Source organism: Ruegeria sp. B1 (assembly GCF_056535885.1).
On record NZ_JBQFJA010000001.1, the window covers coordinates 2,928,318 to 2,947,380 of the forward strand.

At 58.2% G+C, this 19,063-nt stretch carries 20 protein-coding genes; 10 read left to right on the forward strand and 10 right to left on the reverse strand.

Going from position 1 to position 19,063, the window contains the following annotated elements; translation table 11 throughout:
* Window positions 1–12: 12 nt before the first annotated feature.
* A complete protein-coding gene (locus ACR3ES_RS14495) occupies window positions 13–459 on the reverse strand; it encodes a nucleoside deaminase (protein ID WP_170430246.1) in 447 nt (148 codons plus the stop codon).
* Between the two features lie 78 nt (window positions 460–537).
* Window positions 538–849 (reverse strand): DMT family transporter, encoded by a 312-nt coding sequence (locus ACR3ES_RS14500; RefSeq protein ID WP_170430243.1) that lies wholly within the window; start codon window positions 847–849, stop codon window positions 538–540.
* A gap of 217 nt (window positions 850–1,066) precedes the next feature.
* Here ACR3ES_RS14500 and ACR3ES_RS14505 point away from each other — a divergent pair, with 217 nt between their 5' ends.
* Window positions 1,067–1,891 (forward strand): hypothetical protein, encoded by an 825-nt coding sequence (locus ACR3ES_RS14505; RefSeq protein WP_170430241.1) that lies wholly within the window; start codon window positions 1,067–1,069, stop codon window positions 1,889–1,891.
* A 52-nt stretch (window positions 1,892–1,943) separates the two neighbouring features.
* On the opposite strand, the gene ACR3ES_RS14510 is transcribed toward ACR3ES_RS14505, so the two are convergent.
* The 5 genes from ACR3ES_RS14510 to ACR3ES_RS14530 all read right to left on the reverse strand — a co-directional run bounded on the left by ACR3ES_RS14510 (window position 1,944) and on the right by ACR3ES_RS14530 (window position 8,375).
* Window positions 1,944–3,320: a TRAP transporter large permease gene (locus ACR3ES_RS14510; RefSeq protein ID WP_170430239.1), complete on the reverse strand. Its 1,377-nt coding sequence runs from the start codon at window positions 3,318–3,320 to the stop codon at window positions 1,944–1,946.
* Entirely contained in the window at window positions 3,320–3,997 is a 678-nt protein-coding gene (locus ACR3ES_RS14515; protein WP_170430237.1) for a TRAP transporter small permease, read from the reverse strand. The genes ACR3ES_RS14510 and ACR3ES_RS14515 overlap by 1 nt, the downstream gene beginning before the upstream one ends.
* A gap of 115 nt (window positions 3,998–4,112) precedes the next feature.
* Window positions 4,113–5,114: a DctP family TRAP transporter solute-binding subunit gene (locus ACR3ES_RS14520; protein WP_170430235.1), complete on the reverse strand. Its 1,002-nt coding sequence runs from the start codon at window positions 5,112–5,114 to the stop codon at window positions 4,113–4,115.
* A gap of 301 nt (window positions 5,115–5,415) precedes the next feature.
* The gene (locus ACR3ES_RS14525; RefSeq protein ID WP_170430233.1) at window positions 5,416–6,645 is read right to left on the reverse strand and encodes a sigma-54-dependent transcriptional regulator; all 1,230 of its coding nucleotides are present in this window, start codon (window positions 6,643–6,645) and stop codon (window positions 5,416–5,418) included.
* On the reverse strand, window positions 6,642–8,375 hold the full coding sequence (locus ACR3ES_RS14530) for an ATP-binding protein (RefSeq protein WP_170430231.1): 1,734 nt from the start codon (window positions 8,373–8,375) through the stop codon (window positions 6,642–6,644). Before ACR3ES_RS14530 ends, ACR3ES_RS14525 begins: the two co-directional genes overlap by 4 nt.
* Before the next feature lie 47 nt (window positions 8,376–8,422).
* Between ACR3ES_RS14530 and ACR3ES_RS14535 the strand changes: the two genes are divergently transcribed.
* Window positions 8,423–9,610, forward strand: coding sequence for a cytochrome P450 (locus tag ACR3ES_RS14535; RefSeq protein ID WP_170430628.1), 1,188 nt, complete (start codon window positions 8,423–8,425; stop codon window positions 9,608–9,610).
* Between the two features lie 11 nt (window positions 9,611–9,621).
* Here ACR3ES_RS14535 and ACR3ES_RS14540 read toward each other — a convergent pair whose 3' ends face one another.
* The gene (locus tag ACR3ES_RS14540; protein ID WP_170430229.1) at window positions 9,622–10,101 is read right to left on the reverse strand and encodes an Lrp/AsnC family transcriptional regulator; all 480 of its coding nucleotides are present in this window, start codon (window positions 10,099–10,101) and stop codon (window positions 9,622–9,624) included.
* Between the two features lie 144 nt (window positions 10,102–10,245).
* Between ACR3ES_RS14540 and cobA the strand changes: the two genes are divergently transcribed.
* The 7 genes from cobA (at window position 10,246) to infC (ending at window position 15,869) form a co-directional block, all read left to right on the forward strand.
* Complete coding sequence (gene cobA / locus ACR3ES_RS14545; RefSeq protein WP_170430227.1) at window positions 10,246–11,022, forward strand: uroporphyrinogen-III C-methyltransferase; 777 nt, start codon at window positions 10,246–10,248, stop codon at window positions 11,020–11,022.
* Window positions 11,022–11,336, forward strand: a complete 315-nt coding sequence (locus ACR3ES_RS14550; protein ID WP_170430226.1) for a DUF2849 domain-containing protein — start codon at window positions 11,022–11,024, stop codon at window positions 11,334–11,336. Before cobA ends, ACR3ES_RS14550 begins: the two co-directional genes overlap by 1 nt.
* A 65-nt stretch (window positions 11,337–11,401) precedes the next feature.
* Window positions 11,402–13,066, forward strand: coding sequence for a nitrite/sulfite reductase (locus ACR3ES_RS14555; protein ID WP_170430224.1), 1,665 nt, complete (start codon window positions 11,402–11,404; stop codon window positions 13,064–13,066).
* The gene (locus ACR3ES_RS14560; protein ID WP_170430222.1) at window positions 13,056–13,817 is read left to right on the forward strand and encodes a phosphoadenylyl-sulfate reductase; all 762 of its coding nucleotides are present in this window, start codon (window positions 13,056–13,058) and stop codon (window positions 13,815–13,817) included. The genes ACR3ES_RS14555 and ACR3ES_RS14560 overlap by 11 nt, the downstream gene beginning before the upstream one ends.
* On the forward strand, window positions 13,814–14,221 hold the full coding sequence (locus tag ACR3ES_RS14565) for a DUF934 domain-containing protein (protein ID WP_170430220.1): 408 nt from the start codon (window positions 13,814–13,816) through the stop codon (window positions 14,219–14,221). Before ACR3ES_RS14560 ends, ACR3ES_RS14565 begins: the two co-directional genes overlap by 4 nt.
* A 106-nt stretch (window positions 14,222–14,327) precedes the next feature.
* Window positions 14,328–15,161: a ferredoxin--NADP reductase gene (locus ACR3ES_RS14570; RefSeq protein ID WP_170430218.1), complete on the forward strand. Its 834-nt coding sequence runs from the start codon at window positions 14,328–14,330 to the stop codon at window positions 15,159–15,161.
* A 246-nt stretch (window positions 15,162–15,407) separates the two neighbouring features.
* Window positions 15,408–15,869 (forward strand): translation initiation factor IF-3, encoded by a 462-nt coding sequence (gene infC, locus ACR3ES_RS14575; RefSeq protein ID WP_480425499.1) that lies wholly within the window; start codon window positions 15,408–15,410, stop codon window positions 15,867–15,869.
* Window positions 15,870–15,964: 95 nt separating this feature from the next.
* Here infC and ACR3ES_RS14580 read toward each other — a convergent pair whose 3' ends face one another.
* A complete protein-coding gene (locus ACR3ES_RS14580) occupies window positions 15,965–17,281 on the reverse strand; it encodes an aspartate aminotransferase family protein (RefSeq protein WP_480423783.1) in 1,317 nt (438 codons plus the stop codon).
* The gene (locus tag ACR3ES_RS14585) at window positions 17,278–18,060 is read right to left on the reverse strand and encodes a beta-keto acid cleavage family enzyme (protein WP_170430214.1); all 783 of its coding nucleotides are present in this window, start codon (window positions 18,058–18,060) and stop codon (window positions 17,278–17,280) included. The genes ACR3ES_RS14580 and ACR3ES_RS14585 overlap by 4 nt, the downstream gene beginning before the upstream one ends.
* An 88-nt stretch (window positions 18,061–18,148) precedes the next feature.
* On the opposite strand from ACR3ES_RS14585, the gene ACR3ES_RS14590 reads away from it, so the two are divergent.
* Window positions 18,149–19,048: a MurR/RpiR family transcriptional regulator gene (locus ACR3ES_RS14590; protein WP_170430212.1), complete on the forward strand. Its 900-nt coding sequence runs from the start codon at window positions 18,149–18,151 to the stop codon at window positions 19,046–19,048.
* The last annotated feature ends 15 nt before the right edge of the window (window positions 19,049–19,063 follow it).

The following is a 19,063-nucleotide window of genomic DNA, read 5'->3' on the forward strand; positions in this document are numbered from 1 at the left end:
TTGGGCGTCTGATCATTCCGCAATATCCTCGGCCCAAAGCTCGGGCTTCTCTGTGATGAACCGTTTCATCAAGGCGATACAATCGGGATCTTCGGCCAAGACAACCTCGACGCCGCGCTCCCGCAGGAAGTCTTCATTGCCGCCGAAATTCTGAGTGTCACCGATTACCACCCGCGGAATACCGAACTGAACAATCGTACCGGCGCACATCATGCAGGGCGACAGTGAGGTATACAGAACCGTATCCCGATAGGTCTTTTGCCGTCCGGCTTTGCGCAGCGCATCCATCTCGCCATGCGCAATCGGATCACCCATTTGGACGCGCTGGTTGCGACCCTGTGAGACGACATCTCCGCCCCGGGCCAGAACGGACCCGATCGGGCACCCACCCTCGTCGAACCCGGCCTTGGCCTCATCATAGGCAATGCGCAAAAGACGCGCGTCGGTTTCAGTGAACATGACTGATCGCTTTTTTCTGGACCTTTTACAGTTAACCTGCCGATTGCACCCGAAGGCGTCAACGGCAGGCCGACCCGATCAGGCCAGTTTCATGGCGACAAGGCCTGAGACAATCAGGACAGCGGCCAGAATCCTGAGTGGCGTGATAGCCTCGCCCAGAAACATGATCCCGACCATGAACGCCCCGACGGCCCCGATGCCGGTCCAGATGACATAGGCGGTTCCCAGCGGCAATGTGCGCATTGCCAGGGCCAAAAGACCAAAGGAGCCGATCATCGACACGCCCATAATAGCCGTGGGCCACAGGCGTGTGAATCCGACCGATTGCTTCATAGCAACCGCCCAGATGATTTCCAGCAGTCCGGCCAATAACAGAAAAATCCAGGACATAAGGACACCTCATAAACGTTCGGGTCGTCCCGAATGATCACCCGGTGTGGGGAGGTCGTCCTCGACCCTCTATCTATGATCGCCGCCGGTCCGTTCAAGGGTGCATGCGGCAAGGTTTTGACATTGGTGATCTGCGCGATTCTCCTTTACACAATGCCAAAGCGCTAAAATCGGGCCTGAACCCGGACAAAGCGGTACGAAGAACGGGGACCCAGGAATGGAACGCACAGGGGCCGCAAATCGCAAGGTTTGCATCATCTGCATGAAATGGGGGGACCTGTTCGGCGGCGACTACGTCAACATGTTGTACCGTGCTGTTCAGGACCACTTGTCTCTGGATCATGATTTCATTTGCATAACGGACAACGAAGACGGACTTGATCCGGGCATTAAGGCCTGCCCACTGTCTTTTGCACAGCTGGATCGCCCGGACTGGACGCACGGCAAGTGGCCCAAACTGCTGATGTTCGACCGCCGGATCGTGGGCGACTACGAGGCCGCGTTGTTTTTGGATCTGGACTTGGTCGTAACGGGTCAACTCGACCCTCTGCTCGACATCGTGCTGGACAAGGGCGGTCTGTACCTGATGCCGAAATTCCGGGGTCTGATCTGGCGCATCCTGCCGGCAGCGTTTTGGGACAAAGTGCCCTGGTTCATGAACAAAGTGACCAGAGGCAACTCCTCGGTCGTTGGGTTTGTGCCCTCCGAGCAATATCACCTGTATGACGGGTTTGACGGCCCGGTTCATTTACCAAAGTACGAAAACGACCAGAACTACATCTCGGCTCTCGCAACGAACCGCAAATGCTACCCCAAGAACTGGTGCATCGGGATTGTACACCTCGTGTACTACTGGCCGTTTGGATTGATCTTCAGAAAATACAGGAACCGTCCGAAACGGCCAAAGATTGTCATCTTTAATGGCCGACCCAACCCGGTCGAGTTGGTCAATGACGACATCGGCTATTGGGGATCGCGCCGTCGCCGGGCTTATGGCGGGATCGAATGGGTGGCGGAGTATCTACGGAAATACAGCCGTTAAAAGATCAGGACCGGGTCTCGTTACAGGCCCGATCCATTTTCTGTAGGTACAGCTAGTTCGTTATGATTTCCGGGCCCATGAAAGTATTGGGCAGGAAGGTCGAGATCCATGGGATGTAGGTCACCATGATCAAGAAAACGAACAACACGGCGAGGAACGGCAGCGCCGCTTTCACAACGCTCATCATCGGCATTCCCGCGACACCCGAGGTCACGAACAGGTTCAGACCCACCGGCGGCGTGATCATCCCGATCTCCATGTTGACCACCATGATGATGCCCAGATGGATCGGGTCAATGCCCAGCTCTATCGCGATGGGAAACACCAGCGGCGCGACGATGACCAGCAGGCCGGACGGCTCCATAAACTGACCACCGATCAACAGGATCACGTTGACCACGATCAGAAAGGCCACCGGCCCCAACCCAGCGGACAGCATGGCCTCGGCGATGTGCTGCGGCACCTGCTCGTCTGTCAGCACGTGTTTGAGGATCAGCGCGTTTGCAATGACGAACAGAAGCGTCACGGTCAGTTTCCCAGCCTCAAACAAAGTGTGCTTGGTATCCGGATGGAAAAATGCGGTGACCAACGCGATCGGTTTGCGCATCAAGGGCAGATTCCGCTCGTCGCCTTTGACATGCAGCGGCCCCATGTCTTTGTAGACAAAGCTCGCGATGAAAAAGGCATAGACGGCAGCGACCGCCGCGGCTTCGGTCGGAGTGAAAATGCCGCCATAGATGCCGCCCAGAATGATGACGATCAGGAACAGGCCCCATCCGGCTTCGCGCGCCGAGACGAACACCTCTCCCCATCCTTTCCAGTCGCCTTTCGGCAGGTTCTTGACCTTGGCGATGACGTAAATCGTGATCATCAGCATCAGACCCGCCATCAGGCCCGGAATGACCCCCGCCAGGAACATGCGCCCAACCGACACTTCAACGGCTGCCGCATAGACCACCATCACGATGGATGGCGGGATCAGAATGCCGAGCGTCCCGGCGTTACAGATCACACCGGCGGCGAACTCCTTGGAGTATCCGACCTGGCGCATGCCCGCGATGACGATCGAGCCGATGGCCACAACCGTTGCCGGGGACGATCCCGACAAGGCGGCAAACAGCATACAGGCAAACACGCCTGCAATTGCCAGACCGCCCGGCAGGTGACCCACGCAGGCAATCGAGAAGCGGATAATCCGCCGTGCCACACCGCCTGTTGTCATGAAGGAAGACGCCAGAATGAAGAACGGGATCGCCAACAGTGTAAAGTGGCCCTCGAACGCCTCAAACAACGTGCCCGCAACCGACGCCAGTGAACTGCCGGAATAGATCAGCAGAAACAGGGTCGAACTGAGGCCGAGCGATACCGCAATCGGAACCCCGATCAGCAGCAGTCCGATGACCATTGAGAAAAGAAGGACGACGTCCATCAGTCATGCTCCCCCTGTTGCGCGCGAACTTCTTCGATCTCGTCCTCGACTTCGTGACTTGCGACCAGACGGTCCGTTTGACCACGCCAGATCTGAACGGCAACTTGCGAAAAACGGATCACCAACAGCAGCATCGACACTGGCAAAACCAGATAAGGCACCACCTTGGGCAGCTTTTCGTACCCTTCGCCGTAGTTGATCATGTCTTCCAGAAACCGCAGCGGGGCGACCATGGGGATGTCATCGACTTCATAAAAGCTCTGGCTGCGCGCATCGACATTGAACCCGGTGGGAAACCAACGGCCCGAGGTCGGCGGCAGATCGGCGAAGACGGCCCAGTAGTCATACGCGCCTTTCAGCATCAGCAGCGAAAACACAAGGCAGCATCCCACCGCGATCAGAGCCAGAATACGGCGCGGTGCCGGGGCCAGCATGTTCAGGATCGCGTCCACACCCAGATGCGCGTGTTTTTTGACCGCGTAAGATGCCCCGAGCAAAACCAGCCACCCAAATGTGAAGACCGTCAGCTCAAGCGCCCATAAGATATTGGAGTTGAAAACAAACCGCGCGATCACATTGGCAAAGGTCACGGCCGTCATCAGGCCCAGAAGCAATGCGATCAGGGTTTCCTCGATTTGGTCGACCAGCCCTGTCGGGCCGGATTTCGCACCAGACATTTCTCTGTCCCCGCATTTTTTGTGATGAGAGTGAAAAGCGGCGGGCCTTTTACGGCCCGCCGAGCCTGCGCGTCCTTAAACTCCCCAATCCCCGGACGCGCGGCCTCAACCGGGATCAGAACCCGGCGTTGATGGCCTGAGCGGCGTCGATCTTGTCCTGACCAACGTCGCCGGCAAACTGGTCCCAAACCGGCTTCATCGCGTCGACCCAGGCCTGACGCTGTTCAGGTGTCAGATCGCGGATGATGCCGCCTGCGTCAGTGATCGAGGCTTTGGCTGCTTCGTTTACAGCAAAGGCTTCCTTGTTCCGCTGCTCGGTCACTTCGGCCAGAATGGTTGTGAACTGATCCCGCACCTCCGGATCAAGGCTGTCCAGCCAATCCACCGAGGTCACGACCAGATAGTCGATGATGCCGTGATTGGTCTCGGTGATGCCGTCTTGCACCTCAAAGAATTTTTTGCCGTAGATGTTCGACCAGGTGTTCTCCTGCCCGTCCACAACACCCTGCTGCAGCGCGCCATACACTTCCGAAAAGGCCATTTTCTGCGGGCTGCCACCGATAGCTTCCATCTGAGCGACCAATACGTCCGAGGACTGCACGCGGAATTTCAGACCATCCGCATCAGATGGATCGACCAGAGGCGTGTTGGCCGACATCTGCTTCATGCCGTTGTGCCAGAAGGCCAGACCTTGCAGGCCGCGGCGCTGCATACTGTCTTTCATGGCCTGACCATCTGCTGACGCCTGGAACGCATCCACAGCGTCGATGTTCTTGAACATGAACGGCAGGTCAAACAGGCGGAACTGCTTGGTGAATTTCTCGAACTTCGACAGAGACGGTGCGGCCAGTTGCACGTCGCCCTGCAGCATCGCCTCAAGCACTTTGTCGTCATTGTAGAGTGTGGAGTTCGGGTAGACCTCCATGCACATCACGCCTTGCATCTCGTCATTGACGCGCTGCTCCAGCAGGGACGCAGCGATCCCCTTGGGATGTTTGTCGGTATTCGTCACATGCGCGAACTTCACGACAATCTCGCCGTCTTCACATGCAGCCCACCCCGCTGTTGCGGTAACGGTCAGGGCCAAAGCCGTTGCGGCCGTTGTCAGGATTTTCATCTGTTCTCCTCCCAGACTTCCTATGATCTTCCGGTCGGCAGTGAAGCGAATCAAATCCCGCCAAACAACAATTTGGCCCCGCCTCGCCAAACAGAAGTTTTTTGTTTTTTTATCAGTATATTACGTATCACATAAAGCATATCTCGCCTCCCGCTCGCTCCATGTGTGCGGATTTTCGCACGCTACAGGTGCGATTTGTGCGGATTTTCGCACATGTGACGAATCGTTTTTCGAATCGCAGTTCCGGAAAGTGACCTCCGGTGAATTCTCTCCTTTGCGGCGGATCACGACCGGGTTTGAACTATCTGCGATAGTCTTCGGGACGTATCTGATAGCGCGCCAGCTTGTCATAAAACGTTTTTCGCGGAAGCTTTAGGGCCTTGGCGGCGTCTGACGCCTTGCCATTGTGACGCCCAAGCGCTGCGATCAGTAACGAGCGTTCCACCCGTGCCATCTGTTCGGTCAACCCAAGGTCTGCACCTTGCGCGACGTCCTCAGGCATACCCAATACAAACCGCATCGCAGCAGACATCAGAGACCGCGCATTGCCTGGCCAATCGCTGGCCATCAGAAAAGCAAGGTGTTCGGATGTGATCTCCGGTTCTGCAATCCCGGCCTGTTCCGCTGCCTGAGCGACATACTGCCGGAAAATCACAGGTATGTCTTCGGGACGCTCGGCCAGCGACGGGATGCGCACCCGCATGACATCCAGTCTGTAATACAAATCGGCGTTAAAGCGTCCGTCCCCTGAAATCGCGGACAAATCCGCGCTTGAACCAGCGATGATCCGCGCAGTGATACCGCGTTCAATCAGCTCAAGAGCGGCGTATTGCGTGGCCTGCGGCATCGCGGACACCTCATCCAGAAACAGAGAGCCGCCAGATGCATCCTCGCAGGCGCGCGTCAGGTCATCCGCGCTCATCCCCGAAGCCGGTCGTTTGACAAACGGTCCCTGCGCAACTGGCGACATCAGATGGACAACTTCGGCCACCTTGGAAATCCCGCTGCCCGGCGGCCCGGTCACCAGAACTTCGGCACTGGTCGGCGCAACGGTGCGGACCCGCTCTCGCAAGGCTTCGGCTTGTGGGGAAAGACCAAACAGCAAACGCGCGGCCGGGTCACCGCGCTCCAGCTCTGATTTTAGTGCTCGTTGCTCCAAAACCTGCGTCCGGATAACAAAGGCGCGTTCCAGCACGGCCAGCAAATCGGCTGCCGCGCAGGGTTTTTCGAGAAAGTCGAATGCCCCCTGCCCCATGGCCTGCACCGCCATCGGTATGTCACCTTCGGCGGTCAGCAAGATGACCGGCAGGTCCGGATCGACATCATGCGCATAAGACAACAGGTGAAAACCGTCCCGACCCGGCATCCGAATATCGGACAGGATCACGCCGGGGAATTCGCTTCGAATATGGTCTTTTGCCGCAACAAAAGACCCCGCAGACACAGCTTCATACTCTGCCAGTTCCAGCGTCTGGGCCAGCGCTTCGCGAACAGCGGCATCGTCATCGACCAGAAGAACCTTACGCATCACGCGGCCTCTTCCTCTTCGCAGGGTTCAAGCTCAACCGTGAATTCAGCACCATCGGCGGTATTGCTGCCGCGAATGTCGCCGCCGAAACTCTGAACCAACCCGTAAGAAATCGACAGTCCCAGCCCCATCCCCTCGGATGAACCGACGCTCTTGGTCGTGTAAAACGGCTCGAACACCCGGTCCGGGTCTTCGATGCCGGGTCCGGTGTCACGGACCGAAACGCGCAAGCGTTTGCCCTGCGACACCGTGATCGACACCCGGCGCGTTGGCCGGTTTTCCATGGCGTCCACGGCGTTGTTGATCAGATTGACGAATACCTGCACCAGACGCACCTCGCCACCCCATGCCAGAACCGGCTCATCCGGGGGCGACCAATCCAAAGTGACGTCGTCGTCGCGCAGACGCGCGTCGGTCAGTTCCACGGCGGTGTTGATCACCTGAACCAAATCGACCCGTCCCATCGGTTCATCCTCGTTGCGGGCAAAGGCGCGTAGATTTCGGATGATCCGCGCCATACGGGCGGCCAGATCGGAAATCCGACCGAGGTTTTCGCCGGCCTTGTTTTCATTGCCCCGGTTCAGAAAGGCCGCGCCATTGTCGGCAAACTGTCGGATCGCCATCAGCGGCTGGTTCAATTCGTGACTGATTCCGGCAGACATCTGTCCCAGCGCGCTGAGCTTTCCGGCCTGAACCAGATCCGCCTGCGCGCGTTTCAGCGCGGCCTCTGCCTCTTGCCGTTCGGCGACCTCGCGCCGCAATGCCGTGTTGGCAACGGTCAGGTCATGGGTGCGCTTGGCTACACGGCTTTCCAGAACGGCGTTTGCCTCGGCCAGTGTCCGCCGACGCTCGGTCGCCAGAAACAGTAATGCACCAAAGGCCAGACAGATCGCGGCAACGGCTGCAGCCTGCAGCCCGGCCAGACGTCGGGCCGGGGCGACATCCACCAACACTTCGGCGGTCATATCTATAACTGGCAGATCGAGCGTCAGGTGCAACGCGTGGCGCGGCAGGTACCGACCCCAGTTCAGTGTCCAAAGCTCGTGTTCGCCAACCCATGACGACGCGAACTCAACTGCGACGTCGTCAGGTGGCGTCAAGCCCGGCTCCCCGTCTGCGCGTTGCCAGAATAACAGATCAGATCGGTTCGAGATGAACACAACGCCATCCGTGTCCACAAAGAAAACCGCTTCGGTACTGCCACGCCAGGTTTGTTCCACATCCTGCACGTCCGCGACCACCATCAGCGCGCCTTCTACCTGACCAGAGCGGCCGAAAGACGGTGCCGCGTAGGAATACGTGCGATCTTCATTGAATGGCTCAATGCCTCGGGCGCTTCCCATCGCGCCCTGCATGGCACGCTCAAAAGCCGGATGACCTGCCAAGTTGCGCTGTTCCAAAGGGTGGGCCGACACCAGAACCTGCCCGTCCAGATCGAGATATATCATGTTAAGCGCCGCGGTCTTGTCCGTTGCATCCAGCAACATGAGTTCCGCGTCCCGACGCTGTGACGGTGTGTCAAGCTCCCGCAGCACGGGGTGATCTGCCATTAGCACTGCAAGCTCCTGATAAACCTGCATCTGCGTGCTTAGTCGGTCGGCCGCCAGTTCCAGATCCGCCTCGGCCTTGTCGCTGAGCTGCGACACTGCCTGCCGATAGCCATACGACCAGACCACCGAGGACAACAGCCCGACGACAATCAGAAAACCGGCGATGACCCAAACCCTGTGCATGATCAAGGGTCTTGCATTCACAGCGCCCCATGGCAAGTCTGCAGCAGATGAAGGTAGTGTTCCAATCCCCGACAGATCCAGGATTCGTGCAAGATCCTTACCCGTTTTACGACATTGCCCGCGCATTTGGGGATCTGGTTTACTGGGACGATTACAACATGATCGCTGCGGTTTCGCACAGGGCGGTCCATGCTTTTCTTCGCGACCGTCGGTTCGGGCGCGAGGTGCCTGCCGAACTCGCGACCCCCGGTGCGGACCACCTTGCCCCGTGGCTGGCAATCGAGGCGCATTCCATGCTGGATGCAGAACCGCCCCGACATACACGCTTGCGGGCTCTGGTGATGCGGGCCTTCACGTCCAGAGCCATCGCGGCCCTTACCCCGTCGATTGAGAAACTCTGTCATACACTGATCGACGCTTTCCCGGCCGAACCCTTTGACCTGCTGGATGCGTATTGCACGCAGATCCCTGTCATTGCGATCTGCAGGTTGCTGGGTGTCCCCGAGGACATGGCGCCACATCTTTTGCGATGGTCCCATGACATGGTCGCAATGTATCAGGCCAGCAGAACCCGCGAGACCGAGGACAGAGCCGCGCAATCGTCGCAGGAATTCACCGATTTCCTCGACGACTACATTCGCAGACGACGCAGCGCACCGGCAGATGACCTGATCACCCGATTGATCGCCGCTGAAGAAGAAGGTGAAAAGCTGTCCCGAGACGAATTGATCGCGACCTGTGTATTGCTTTTGAATGCGGGGCACGAGGCAACGGTGCATGCCTTGGGGAACGGCGTAAAAACGATTCTCGAGGCCGCATTGCCGGGTGAGCTATTCGAGCGCAATGCTCTGGATGCGACGGTCGAAGAAACCCTGCGCTTCGATCCGCCGCTGCACATGTTTACGCGCTATGCCTATGGAGACGCAGAGCTTTTCGATCACAGCTTCCGGCGAGGAGATCAGGTTGCCCTTCTGCTGGGGGCAGCAAATCGCGATCCGTCTGTCTGGTCCAACCCGAATGAATTTGACCCTAGGCGCAAGGTGCAGACCAACACCAGCTTTGGCGGCGGCTTGCATTTCTGTATCGGTGCGCCTTTGGCGAGGCTGGAAATGCGTATCGCCCTGCCAATCCTGTTTGACAGACGTCCGAACCTGCGGCTTGTTGATCAGCCTCTTTACTCCGACAGCTACCACTTTCACGGATTGTCCCAATTGCGCGTTGAGGCCAAAGGCTGAGCCTTGCCGCACTATGCCTGCGTCAACGCTCCCAGCGGCAGCATCGTGGTGGATTTGATTTCTTCCATCGATAAAAGTGCCGTGACGTTGTGAACGCGCACCTCTGAGATCAGGGACTGATAAAACTGGTCATAGGCTCGGGCATTCTTGACCCGAACCTTCAGGATGTAATCGATGTCACCCGCTAACCGATGAGCCTCTTGCACTTCCGGATGATCCTGCAGCGCCTTGAGAAACTTTCTTTGCCAGTCCGCCTCATGCTCGGACGTGCGGATCAGGACAAAGAATGTTGCTTCAAATCCAAGCGCTTCGGCATCCAGCAAAACGGTCTGATGGCCTATGATCCCGGCGCCTTTGAGCTTGCGGATGCGATTCCACACCGGTGTCTTGGAACTGCCGACACGGGCGGCAATTTCATCCAGCGACTGACTTGCATCGCGCTGTAGCTCGGCCAGAATTTTCCGATCCATATCGTCTATTCGCACCGACATTCCAATTATCCCCTCATTTCGAAACCGGTGTTCTGATACGCGGTACATAACGAACACCCGTTCTTATTTGCCGCGCAATATGGCGCTTTGGCGGGAATATTTCCTATATTGGGAGGCAAGTCAAACCACAGCTGGAACGATCTGATGCAGCTTACCCAGGAAACACACAGAGTGGGACATGTCGATTTTGTCGGCGCCGGTCCGGGCGATCCAGAATTGCTGACCCTCAAGGCAGTGTCGGCGTTCGAACAAGCGGATGTTGTGCTGCATGATCGCCTGATCAGCGATGAGATTCTGTCGCTGGCGGGTCGGCACGCGACGCTGGTGGATGTTGGCAAAGCCGGTTTCGGACCGTCCTGGAAGCAAGGCGATATCGATGCGCTTCTGGTCGATTATGCAGCCAACGGTAATCGTATCGTGCGCCTGAAGTCCGGCGACCCCACGGTTTTCGGCCGGCTGGATGAAGAGATCGAAGCTGTTGAAACCGCAGGCATTTCCTGGCGGATCGTCCCCGGTATCACTGCCGCTTCTGCCGCAGTTTCCGAAATCGGCCAAAGCCTGACGCGCCGTGGGCGAAATTCGTCGATCCGGATTCTCACCGGTCACGACATGAAAGGCTTTGCCGATCATGACTGGAACGGTCTGGCGCGGTCCGGCTCGGTTGCGGCCATTTACATGGGCAAGAAATCAGCGCGTTTCATTCAGGGACGTCTGATCATGCATGGGGCAGATCGCGCAACACCGGTCACGCTGGTTGAAAACGCCTCACGCCCCGATCAGCGCGTTCTGGCCAGCACGCTTGACCAGTTGCCGACAGATCTGACTGACGCCGACATGAACGGTCCGGCGCTGATATTCTATGGCCTGGCGCCGCGCGAGGCGGTTCAGGCTGTGTCCGATTTCGAAAAGGAGCTTGCCTGATGCCCCGCGTGTTTACCCCCAAAGTCGTCACTGCAAACGATCTGCTGGAAGGCGACGTGATTTATCAGACCGAAGATGATGTCTGGTCGCGTGATCTGTCCGAGGCGGAGTTGATCACCGACGAGGCCCATGCGCAGGTTCGCCTGTTGGATGCTCAGCGTCAGGCAGGCAAGATTGTGGGGGCTTATCTGGCTGACGCCGAGGCCGGTGAAAACGGCCCCGAACCCACCCATTTTCGGGAGGATTTCCGCCGCACTGGCCCGTCCAACTATGCCCACGGGAAACAGGAAACTTCCCCGCAGCCCCGGGCCTGACAACAGGCCCCTCTCTCCCCTTCTCAAGGCCCCGGGTCCGGGGCTGCACCTAAGGACAGCTAGACATGTATCGCTACTCCGAGTTTGACACAGCCTTTCTGGAAGAACGCAATGCGCAGTTCCGCGCGCAGGTCGAGCGCCGTATCGACGGCTCGTTGACCGAAGATGAATTCAAGCCTCTGCGTCTTATGAATGGTCTGTATCTGCAGCTGCACGCCTACATGCTGCGCGTCGCGGTTCCCTATGGCACCTTGTCGAGCGCGCAGATGCGTCAGCTCGCCTTGCTGGCAGAAAAGTGGGACAAAGGCTACGGCCACTTCACCACGCGTCAGAACATCCAGTACAACTGGCCCAAACTGAAAGACGTGCCGGATATGCTGGACGCGCTGGCCGAGGTTGGCATGCACGCCATCCAGACCTCGGGCAACACGATCCGCAACGTGACCGCCGACCACTTCGCCGGTGCGGCCGCAGATGAGGTCGCCGATCCACGCCCCTATGCGGAACTGCTGCGCCAGTGGTCGACGGATCACCCGGAATTCCAGTTTATGCCGCGCAAGTTCAAGATCGCCATCACCGGCAGCGAAAACGACCGTGCCGTGATCAAGGCGCATGATATCGGCCTGCAACTGGTCGAGCGTGACGGCATTCTGGGTGCCCGCGTCATCGTGGGTGGGGGTCTGGGTCGCACGCCGATGATCGGTAAAGAACTGTCCGAGTTCGTCGCCTTTGACGATCTGCTGGCTTACCTTGAGGCCACCGTGTCCGTGTGGAACCAGATCGGCCGCCGCGACAACAAGTACAAAGCTCGCATCAAGATCACCGTGCATGAGCATGGCATCGACGCAATCCGCGCCAAGGTTAACGAACGCTTCCTGAAGGTGCGCCCGCAGTTCAAGGGTGCCGACATGACCCTGCTGGACGAGATCAAAGTCCACTTTGCGCCTCCAACCTTCCGTGAGGGTTCGGTTGCCTCGTTTGAGGGCGCCTATACCAACGATCCGGTCTTCCGCTCATGGGTTGACACCAACATTGCGCCGCACAAGAACGCGGACCACGCGATTGTGACCATCTCGATCAAGAAGCATGGCCAGACGCCGGGCGATGCAACTGCCGAGCAGATGCGCGTGATGGCCGATCTGGCGGAAAAGTATGCCTATGACGAGCTGCGCATCAGCCACGAGCAGAACGTGATCCTGCCGCATGTCCACAAGTCGGACCTGCCCGCGCTCCACGCGAAGTTGAAGGAATATGAACTGGCCACGGCCAATATCGGCCTGATCAGCGACATCATTGCCTGCCCCGGCATGGACTACTGCGCGCTGGCAACCGCGCGGTCCATCCCCGTGGCGCAGCAGATCGCGACCCGGTTCGAAGACCTTAAGCTGGAGCATGATATTGGTCACCTGAAGATCAAGATCTCGGGCTGCATCAACGCCTGTGGTCATCACCATGTCGGCCATATCGGTATTCTGGGGCTGGATCGCGCAGGCGTCGAAAACTACCAGATCACTCTGGGGGGTGATGGCACCGAAACGGCTGCAATCGGCGATCGCACCGGTCCGGGCTTTGCCTATGACGAAATCGTACCCGCCGTCGAACGCATCGTAGACGCGTATCTAGAGCAACGTGATAGCGCAGAGGAGACTTTCCTGGAAACCTACCGCCGCGTCGGTATGGCTCCGTTCAAGGCCGCCCTCTATCCCGAGGCTCGGGCGAATGCCGCTTGACCTGATCCAGACGGAACTGGGCCGGGACAGACGTGAACTGACCGAAAAGGTCAACGCGCTGAACGCCCGGTTCCGCCACCACAGTGCACATGATGTGATGCATGGCGCGATTGAGGAGATTGACGCGCTTGCTCTGGTTTCCAGCTTTGGGGCGGAATCGGTGGTTCTGCTGCACATGGCGGCGGTTGTCGACAAGGCGACACCCGTCCTGTTCATCGACACGCAGATGCTGTTTGCCGAAACGCTGGCATACCAGCAAGAGGTCAGCGAGCGGCTGGGCCTCAGCAATGTTCACATCATCCGGGCGGATGAGGAGGACATTGAACGCGAAGACCCCTATGGCGCATTACGGCTGCGTGACATGGATGCCTGCTGCAACCTGCGCAAGACTTTTCCACTGCAAAAGGCCCTGTCGGGCTATGACGGCTGGATCACCGGGCGCAAACGCTTTCAGGCCGGATCCCGAGCCGCGCTCGATTTTTTCGAGGTCGAGGATGGCACCGGACGGATCAAGGTCAATCCGCTGGCCCATTGGGCGCCCGAGGACGTGCGCACCTACATGCACGAAAACAACCTGCCCCGGCACCCGCTGGTGGCCAAAGGATACCCTTCGATTGGCTGTGCGCCCTGCACGTCGCCGGTCAAAGAGGGCGAAGATCCCCGCGCCGGACGCTGGCGCGATCAGAACAAGGAAGAATGCGGCATCCATTTTGTCGACGGCAAGATGATGCGCGCTGGAGAAACGACATGAGTGTAATTGTAACGGATGCAGGGTTCGGCCCTGACGACTGGACCGATGGCTACGTCACACTGGAAGATGCGGCAAATGACGTCGTTGCCTTGGACGTGGCCTCGGATACCGATCCCGATGACCTGATCGACCGGCTGGGCAGTGCGCAAATGGTGCGCGTGGACTTCCCGTCTTCGGCCGATGGGCGCGGATTCACGATTGCCCGCGTCTTGCGCCTGAAAGGGTTCACCGGCCGTTTGCGCGCCAAGGGGCATGTTCTGGCGGACCAATATGCCATGGCCCGCCGCAGCGGCTTTGATGAGGTTGAGATCGATAACGATCTGGCCGCCCGTCAGCCCGAGGATCACTGGCTGGCCCGGGCGAACTGGAAAGACAACAACTATCAGGCACGCCTGCGCGGCTAGAGCCGCAAATCGCCAGCCAGAGAAACGCAGGGGCACCTACCCCCTTTTCATGACCTGAATCAAAGCTTAAACGGAGAGGCCGGTTTAACAGACCGGTGGTGAAACGATGACAGAGATGAGACCCGTGACCGAAGCCACTGCCGTAAAGGCCCCCGTCCTGCCGGACGCCCAGACCGTCACCGATGTCAAGCATTGGACCGACAACCTGTTTTCCTTCAAGGTGACGCGCCCCGCCTCACTGCGCTTTCGGTCCGGTGAGTTTGTGATGATCGGTTTGCTTGGGGACAATGGCAAACCTCTGCTGCGCGCCTATTCCATTGCCTCGCCCTCTTGGGATGAAGAACTTGAGTTTTACTCGATCAAGGTGCAAAACGGCCCACTGACATCGAAATTGCAGCACATCAAACCGGGTGATCAGATCATCCTGCGGCCAAAACCGGTTGGCACGCTGGTCCACGACGCCTTGTTGCCGGGCAAGCGCCTCTGGCTGTTTGCCACGGGCACGGGTTTTGCGCCCTTTGCCTCGCTGCTGCGCGAGCCGCAAACTTACGAAGACTACGACGAGGTCATCGTCACCCACACGTGTCGGGAAGTGGCCGAACTGGAATTTGGCCGTCAATTGATCGAAAACGTTCGGCAGGACGAGTTGCTGGCCGAACTGATCGGCGAAGGCTTTGCCGACAAGATCCGCTATTACCCGACCACCACCCGGGAAGAGAGCCCCAAAATGGGGCGCATCACCAACTTGCTGAAAGACGGAACCGTGTTTGCCGATCTTGGCATTGACGGTGGCATCCAACCCGAAACCGACCGGGCCATGGTCTGCGGCTCGCTGGCCTTCAATTTGGATATCAAGGCAATCCTGGAAGAGTATGGTCTGCGCGAAGGGGCAAATTCGGAACCCAAAGAATTCGTCATAGAAAAAGCCTTTGTCGGCTGACTGGGTGCTTGGTCGGGGCCTTAGGCCCTGACCGGTTTCGATCGATGGCTGTGAAACCGGCGAGATTCAGGCATTTCCATGTTTATGGCGCTTGAAACGGCGCGCGGGGCAGTCTAAATTCCGGGCTCGAATTTCTGCAATCATCAAAGGAATGAACCCATAGCTCGCAGACCTCACAACGCGCCACCGCAAAGAGATACCGGACCGCGCGTCAATGATAAAATCCGTGCCCCCGAAATTCGCCTGATTGGCGCTGAAGGCGAGAATGTCGGGGTGGTTCATCCCGCCAAAGCGATGCAAATGGCAGCCGATGTTGGTCTGGATCTGGTCGAGATTTCGCCGAATGCAAACCCGCCCGTTTGCAAGATCATGGATTTTGGTAAGTATAAGTACGAACAGCAGAAACGCGAAAGCGAAGCGCGCAAAAAGCAAAAAGTCATCGAGGTGAAAGAGGTCAAATTCCGGCCCAACACCGATACGCATGACTATGATGTCAAAATGCGCAACGTATTCAAATTCCTCGACAACGGCGACAAGGTCAAAGTGACCCTGCGGTTTCGGGGCCGTGAAATGGCGCACCAGAATCTGGGCCGCGAGCTTCTCGAACGTGTGGCAGAAGACATTAAAGAGGTCGGCAAGATCGAGAACATGCCGAAAATGGAAGGCCGTCAGATGATTATGATGATCGGGCCGATGCCTCAGAAGTAATCTGAGTTACATGTCGAATTCAAAGGCTCTCGCAGGATTGCGCGGGCCTTTTTTCTTTTGGCTTTAACAACTTGAAAACAGCAGACTAGGTGTCTCTAAATCACTGCTGCTATAGCCCGATCCAACTTTGTCACCAGTTCGTCCACCTGATGATCTTCAATAATGAACGGCGGCGCCAAAAGGATATGGTCCCCGACCCTACCATCGCGGGTTCCCGACATCGGATAACAGATCAGCCCTGCGACCATGGCCGCTTTCTTGATCTGTCCGGCCGTGCCCAACGAAGGATCGAGCGGGGCCTTGCTGTCGCGATCAGCAACCAATTCGATCCCCCGAAACAGCCCCCGCCCCCGGATATCGCCGACATGGGGGTGCTGGCCAAACGCCGCCTCCAGCGCGGACTGCACTTTGTCGCCCATAACACGCGCCCGCGCTGGCAGGTCGCGTCCGGTCAGTTCCCGGATCACGGCCAGAGCGGCTGCGGTCGCAACAGGATGGCCCACATAGGTATGACCGTGCTGAAAGAAACCCGATTCATTCCGGATCGCGTCGTAAATCCGTCCTGTGCACAGCATCGCACCGATGGGTTGATACCCCGCCCCCAAGCCCTTGGCGATGCACAGAATGTCCGGCGCGACGCCATCATGGTCGCAGGCAAACAAATGCCCCGTCCGCCCCATGCCGCACATGACCTCATCCAGAATCAGCAACACGCCGTACTGATCACAAATCTCGCGGATCCGCCGGAAATACCCCTCTACCGCCGGAACCGCACCCAATGTGGCCCCCACAACCGGTTCCGCCATAAAGGCCATCACGGTGTCCGGCCCCAGGCGCAGGATTTCCGCCTCTAATTCATTGGCAATGCGCTGACCATAATCATAGCTGCTCTCGTCCTTGGGCTTTTCCGCATATTCGTAGCAGGCCGAGATATGTGTCATATCGATCAGCATCGGCGCGAACTGAGCCCGTCTCCACGCATTTCCACCAGCTGAAAGAGCGCCCAGTGTGTTGCCGTGATAGCTTTGCCGCCGGGCAATGATATGGCGGCGTTCGATCTGGCCGATTTCCAGGTAATACTGGCGTGCCAGCTTGATCGCAGCCTCGGTGGCCTCTGACCCGCCGGATACGAAATACACACGGTCCAGATCGCCCGGCGCATGTTTGATTAGCAAGTCCGCCAACGCCTCCGCGGGTTCGGATGTCATGAACCCGCTATGCGCAAATGCGATCTGTTCCACCTGATCCTGAACCGCTCGCACCACAGCGGGATTGGAATGACCCAAACAGGACACCGCCGCGTCGCCGCAGTCCAGATAGCGCCGTCCTTGCGTATCGATCAGGTAACAGCCATCCCCGCCCGCTGCGATGGGCAGGTCTGATTTCGTGTGTCTAGGAAATACATGGCTCATCTGACTGTCCTTTCCAACAGGGCCACCAGCGCAGCAACGGAGGCCGCATTGTCTGTCCAACTCCGCCCGTCAGCATCTGTCAGGCTGTTTTCAAATCCGACACGCACATCACCGCCACGTTGCGCTGACGCCTGTAGGCATCTGTGTTCCTGCGTCCCAAAAGCGCAGACCATCCAGGGTGCATCAGTTTGCGGAAACTCGTCGATATTCTCTGGTGCCGATTCCTGATTTTCAGTGTAGCGGCCCAGCACCAACAGGCGGTCCACCTGATCCGGGCGCACAATGCCTGACCGCTGCCAGCGATCCAGCATCCTACAATCCTCGGCATCATAGAGAATATGCTGCACGCGGGTGCCCTGCTCTGCACACAGCCCATAGACCTTGTCGGCCATCTCCGGCGCGCGCGCAATCTCCCGCACGGAAACTGAGGCCCAGTCCGGACGCACCGATTGCAGGCACTCAAACTGTGCGTCGACATCATACAGACCGGCAGCTTCGGTGGTAATCTGAATGTCCATCAGCGGGGCTTCTGATCGTACGGCGGCAATCGTTTCAAGATAGCGCCCTGCGTCAAGAGAGTGCTGGCCTTGATCGTCCCGAACATGCAGATGTATCCCCCGCGCCCCTGCGTCAAAGCATCCCAGCGCGGTTTTCACGATCTGATCCGTCGAAACCGGAAGCGCCGGGTGATCCCCCGGACTGCGCCGCGCACCATTAGGCGCGACAAGAATGTAGGGTTTCCGCCCTGTCAGTTCCGCCTGCGGTTGGGTCTCGACCATGGCCATCTCTCCTGCTGCCTTTGCCCATCTATCTGTCGGCGCAGTGTTTTCAACTTGCCAATGACAGAACATATGTTTTTCTTGAGTCATGACCCCTACACCGACCCAACTCACCGACAACCTGCGGCGCACCATAGACGACATGCCCGTCCAGCTTCAGGCCGCGGCGAAGTACATTATCGATCATCCCGCCGATTTCGGCATCGATCCCATCCGAACCACGGCAGGCAAAATCGGCGTCAGCTCGAACGTTTTGGTCCGGCTGGCACACCGGCTGGGATTTGATGGATTCGATGCGTTTCGGCGACCGTTCCGGCAGGCCCTGACCACGGATGGCGAAGAGCGCCTGCACCAAGACTGGTTGAAACGCCTGCGCACGCAGGATGAATTCAGTGCCGCGCAGGCGAATTTCGCGCAGAACGAACTAAATGTCGTGACGCGATCTTTGCGCCTCATGGATCCGCAGAAAACACAAGAGGCGGCGCAGCTGATCCTGGGATCGAACAGATGCTTTGTCACAGCCACCCGCGCCAGCTTTGCCCTGGCATACTGTTTTCACTACGCCGGGCGGATGGCACATCCCGGGCTGCACCTTATCCCCCGGCATATGGGATCGGCAGTCGACGACCTGCTGGAGGCGGGTCAGGGTGACTGCCTTTTGGCCATCACGGTGCGTCCCTATTCCGCAGACACGATCCGATCCATGCGGTTTGCCCGAGACAAAGGTTCACGGATCATTCTGATCTCTGACAGCAACGTGATCGCACCGGGCCTTCGGGCTGATGTCACCTTTCAGGTCACCACGCGATCCCTGCACCATTTCTCAAGCTTCTCGGGGGCGATGGCGGTTCTGGAATGCCTGTTGGGCCATCTCTTTGCCGCAGGTGGCGCGGAGGCACGCAAACGGGTCGACGCGTATCAAAAGGCCCGCGAGGACACCGGGGCCTATTGGCAACCGTCAAAGCCACCCAGACTACGCCGCAAATGACAAACCCCGGCCAGA

Bases quoted from the DNA above. Each gene is read 5' to 3' on its own strand.
- ACR3ES_RS14495 (WP_170430246.1), bottom strand. From the start codon at position 459: ATGTTCACTGAAACCGACGCGCGTCTTTTGCGCATTGCCTATGATGAG.
- ACR3ES_RS14500 (WP_170430243.1), bottom strand. From the start codon at position 849: ATGTCCTGGATTTTTCTGTTATTGGCCGGACTGCTGGAAATCATCTGG.
- ACR3ES_RS14505 (WP_170430241.1), top strand. From the start codon at position 1,067: ATGGAACGCACAGGGGCCGCAAATCGCAAGGTTTGCATCATCTGCATG.
- ACR3ES_RS14510 (WP_170430239.1), bottom strand. From the start codon at position 3,320: ATGGACGTCGTCCTTCTTTTCTCAATGGTCATCGGACTGCTGCTGATC.
- ACR3ES_RS14515 (WP_170430237.1), bottom strand. From the start codon at position 3,997: ATGTCTGGTGCGAAATCCGGCCCGACAGGGCTGGTCGACCAAATCGAG.
- ACR3ES_RS14520 (WP_170430235.1), bottom strand. From the start codon at position 5,114: ATGAAAATCCTGACAACGGCCGCAACGGCTTTGGCCCTGACCGTTACC.
- ACR3ES_RS14530 (WP_170430231.1), bottom strand. From the start codon at position 8,375: ATGCACAGGGTTTGGGTCATCGCCGGTTTTCTGATTGTCGTCGGGCTG.
- ACR3ES_RS14535 (WP_170430628.1), top strand. From the start codon at position 8,423: ATGAAGGTAGTGTTCCAATCCCCGACAGATCCAGGATTCGTGCAAGAT.
- ACR3ES_RS14540 (WP_170430229.1), bottom strand. From the start codon at position 10,101: ATGTCGGTGCGAATAGACGATATGGATCGGAAAATTCTGGCCGAGCTA.
- cobA (WP_170430227.1), top strand. From the start codon at position 10,246: ATGCAGCTTACCCAGGAAACACACAGAGTGGGACATGTCGATTTTGTC.
- ACR3ES_RS14550 (WP_170430226.1), top strand. From the start codon at position 11,022: ATGCCCCGCGTGTTTACCCCCAAAGTCGTCACTGCAAACGATCTGCTG.
- ACR3ES_RS14555 (WP_170430224.1), top strand. From the start codon at position 11,402: ATGTATCGCTACTCCGAGTTTGACACAGCCTTTCTGGAAGAACGCAAT.
- ACR3ES_RS14560 (WP_170430222.1), top strand. From the start codon at position 13,056: ATGCCGCTTGACCTGATCCAGACGGAACTGGGCCGGGACAGACGTGAA.
- ACR3ES_RS14565 (WP_170430220.1), top strand. From the start codon at position 13,814: ATGAGTGTAATTGTAACGGATGCAGGGTTCGGCCCTGACGACTGGACC.
- ACR3ES_RS14570 (WP_170430218.1), top strand. From the start codon at position 14,328: ATGACAGAGATGAGACCCGTGACCGAAGCCACTGCCGTAAAGGCCCCC.
- ACR3ES_RS14580 (WP_480423783.1), bottom strand. From the start codon at position 17,281: ATGAGCCATGTATTTCCTAGACACACGAAATCAGACCTGCCCATCGCA.
- ACR3ES_RS14585 (WP_170430214.1), bottom strand. From the start codon at position 18,060: ATGGTCGAGACCCAACCGCAGGCGGAACTGACAGGGCGGAAACCCTAC.
- ACR3ES_RS14590 (WP_170430212.1), top strand. From the start codon at position 18,149: ATGACCCCTACACCGACCCAACTCACCGACAACCTGCGGCGCACCATA.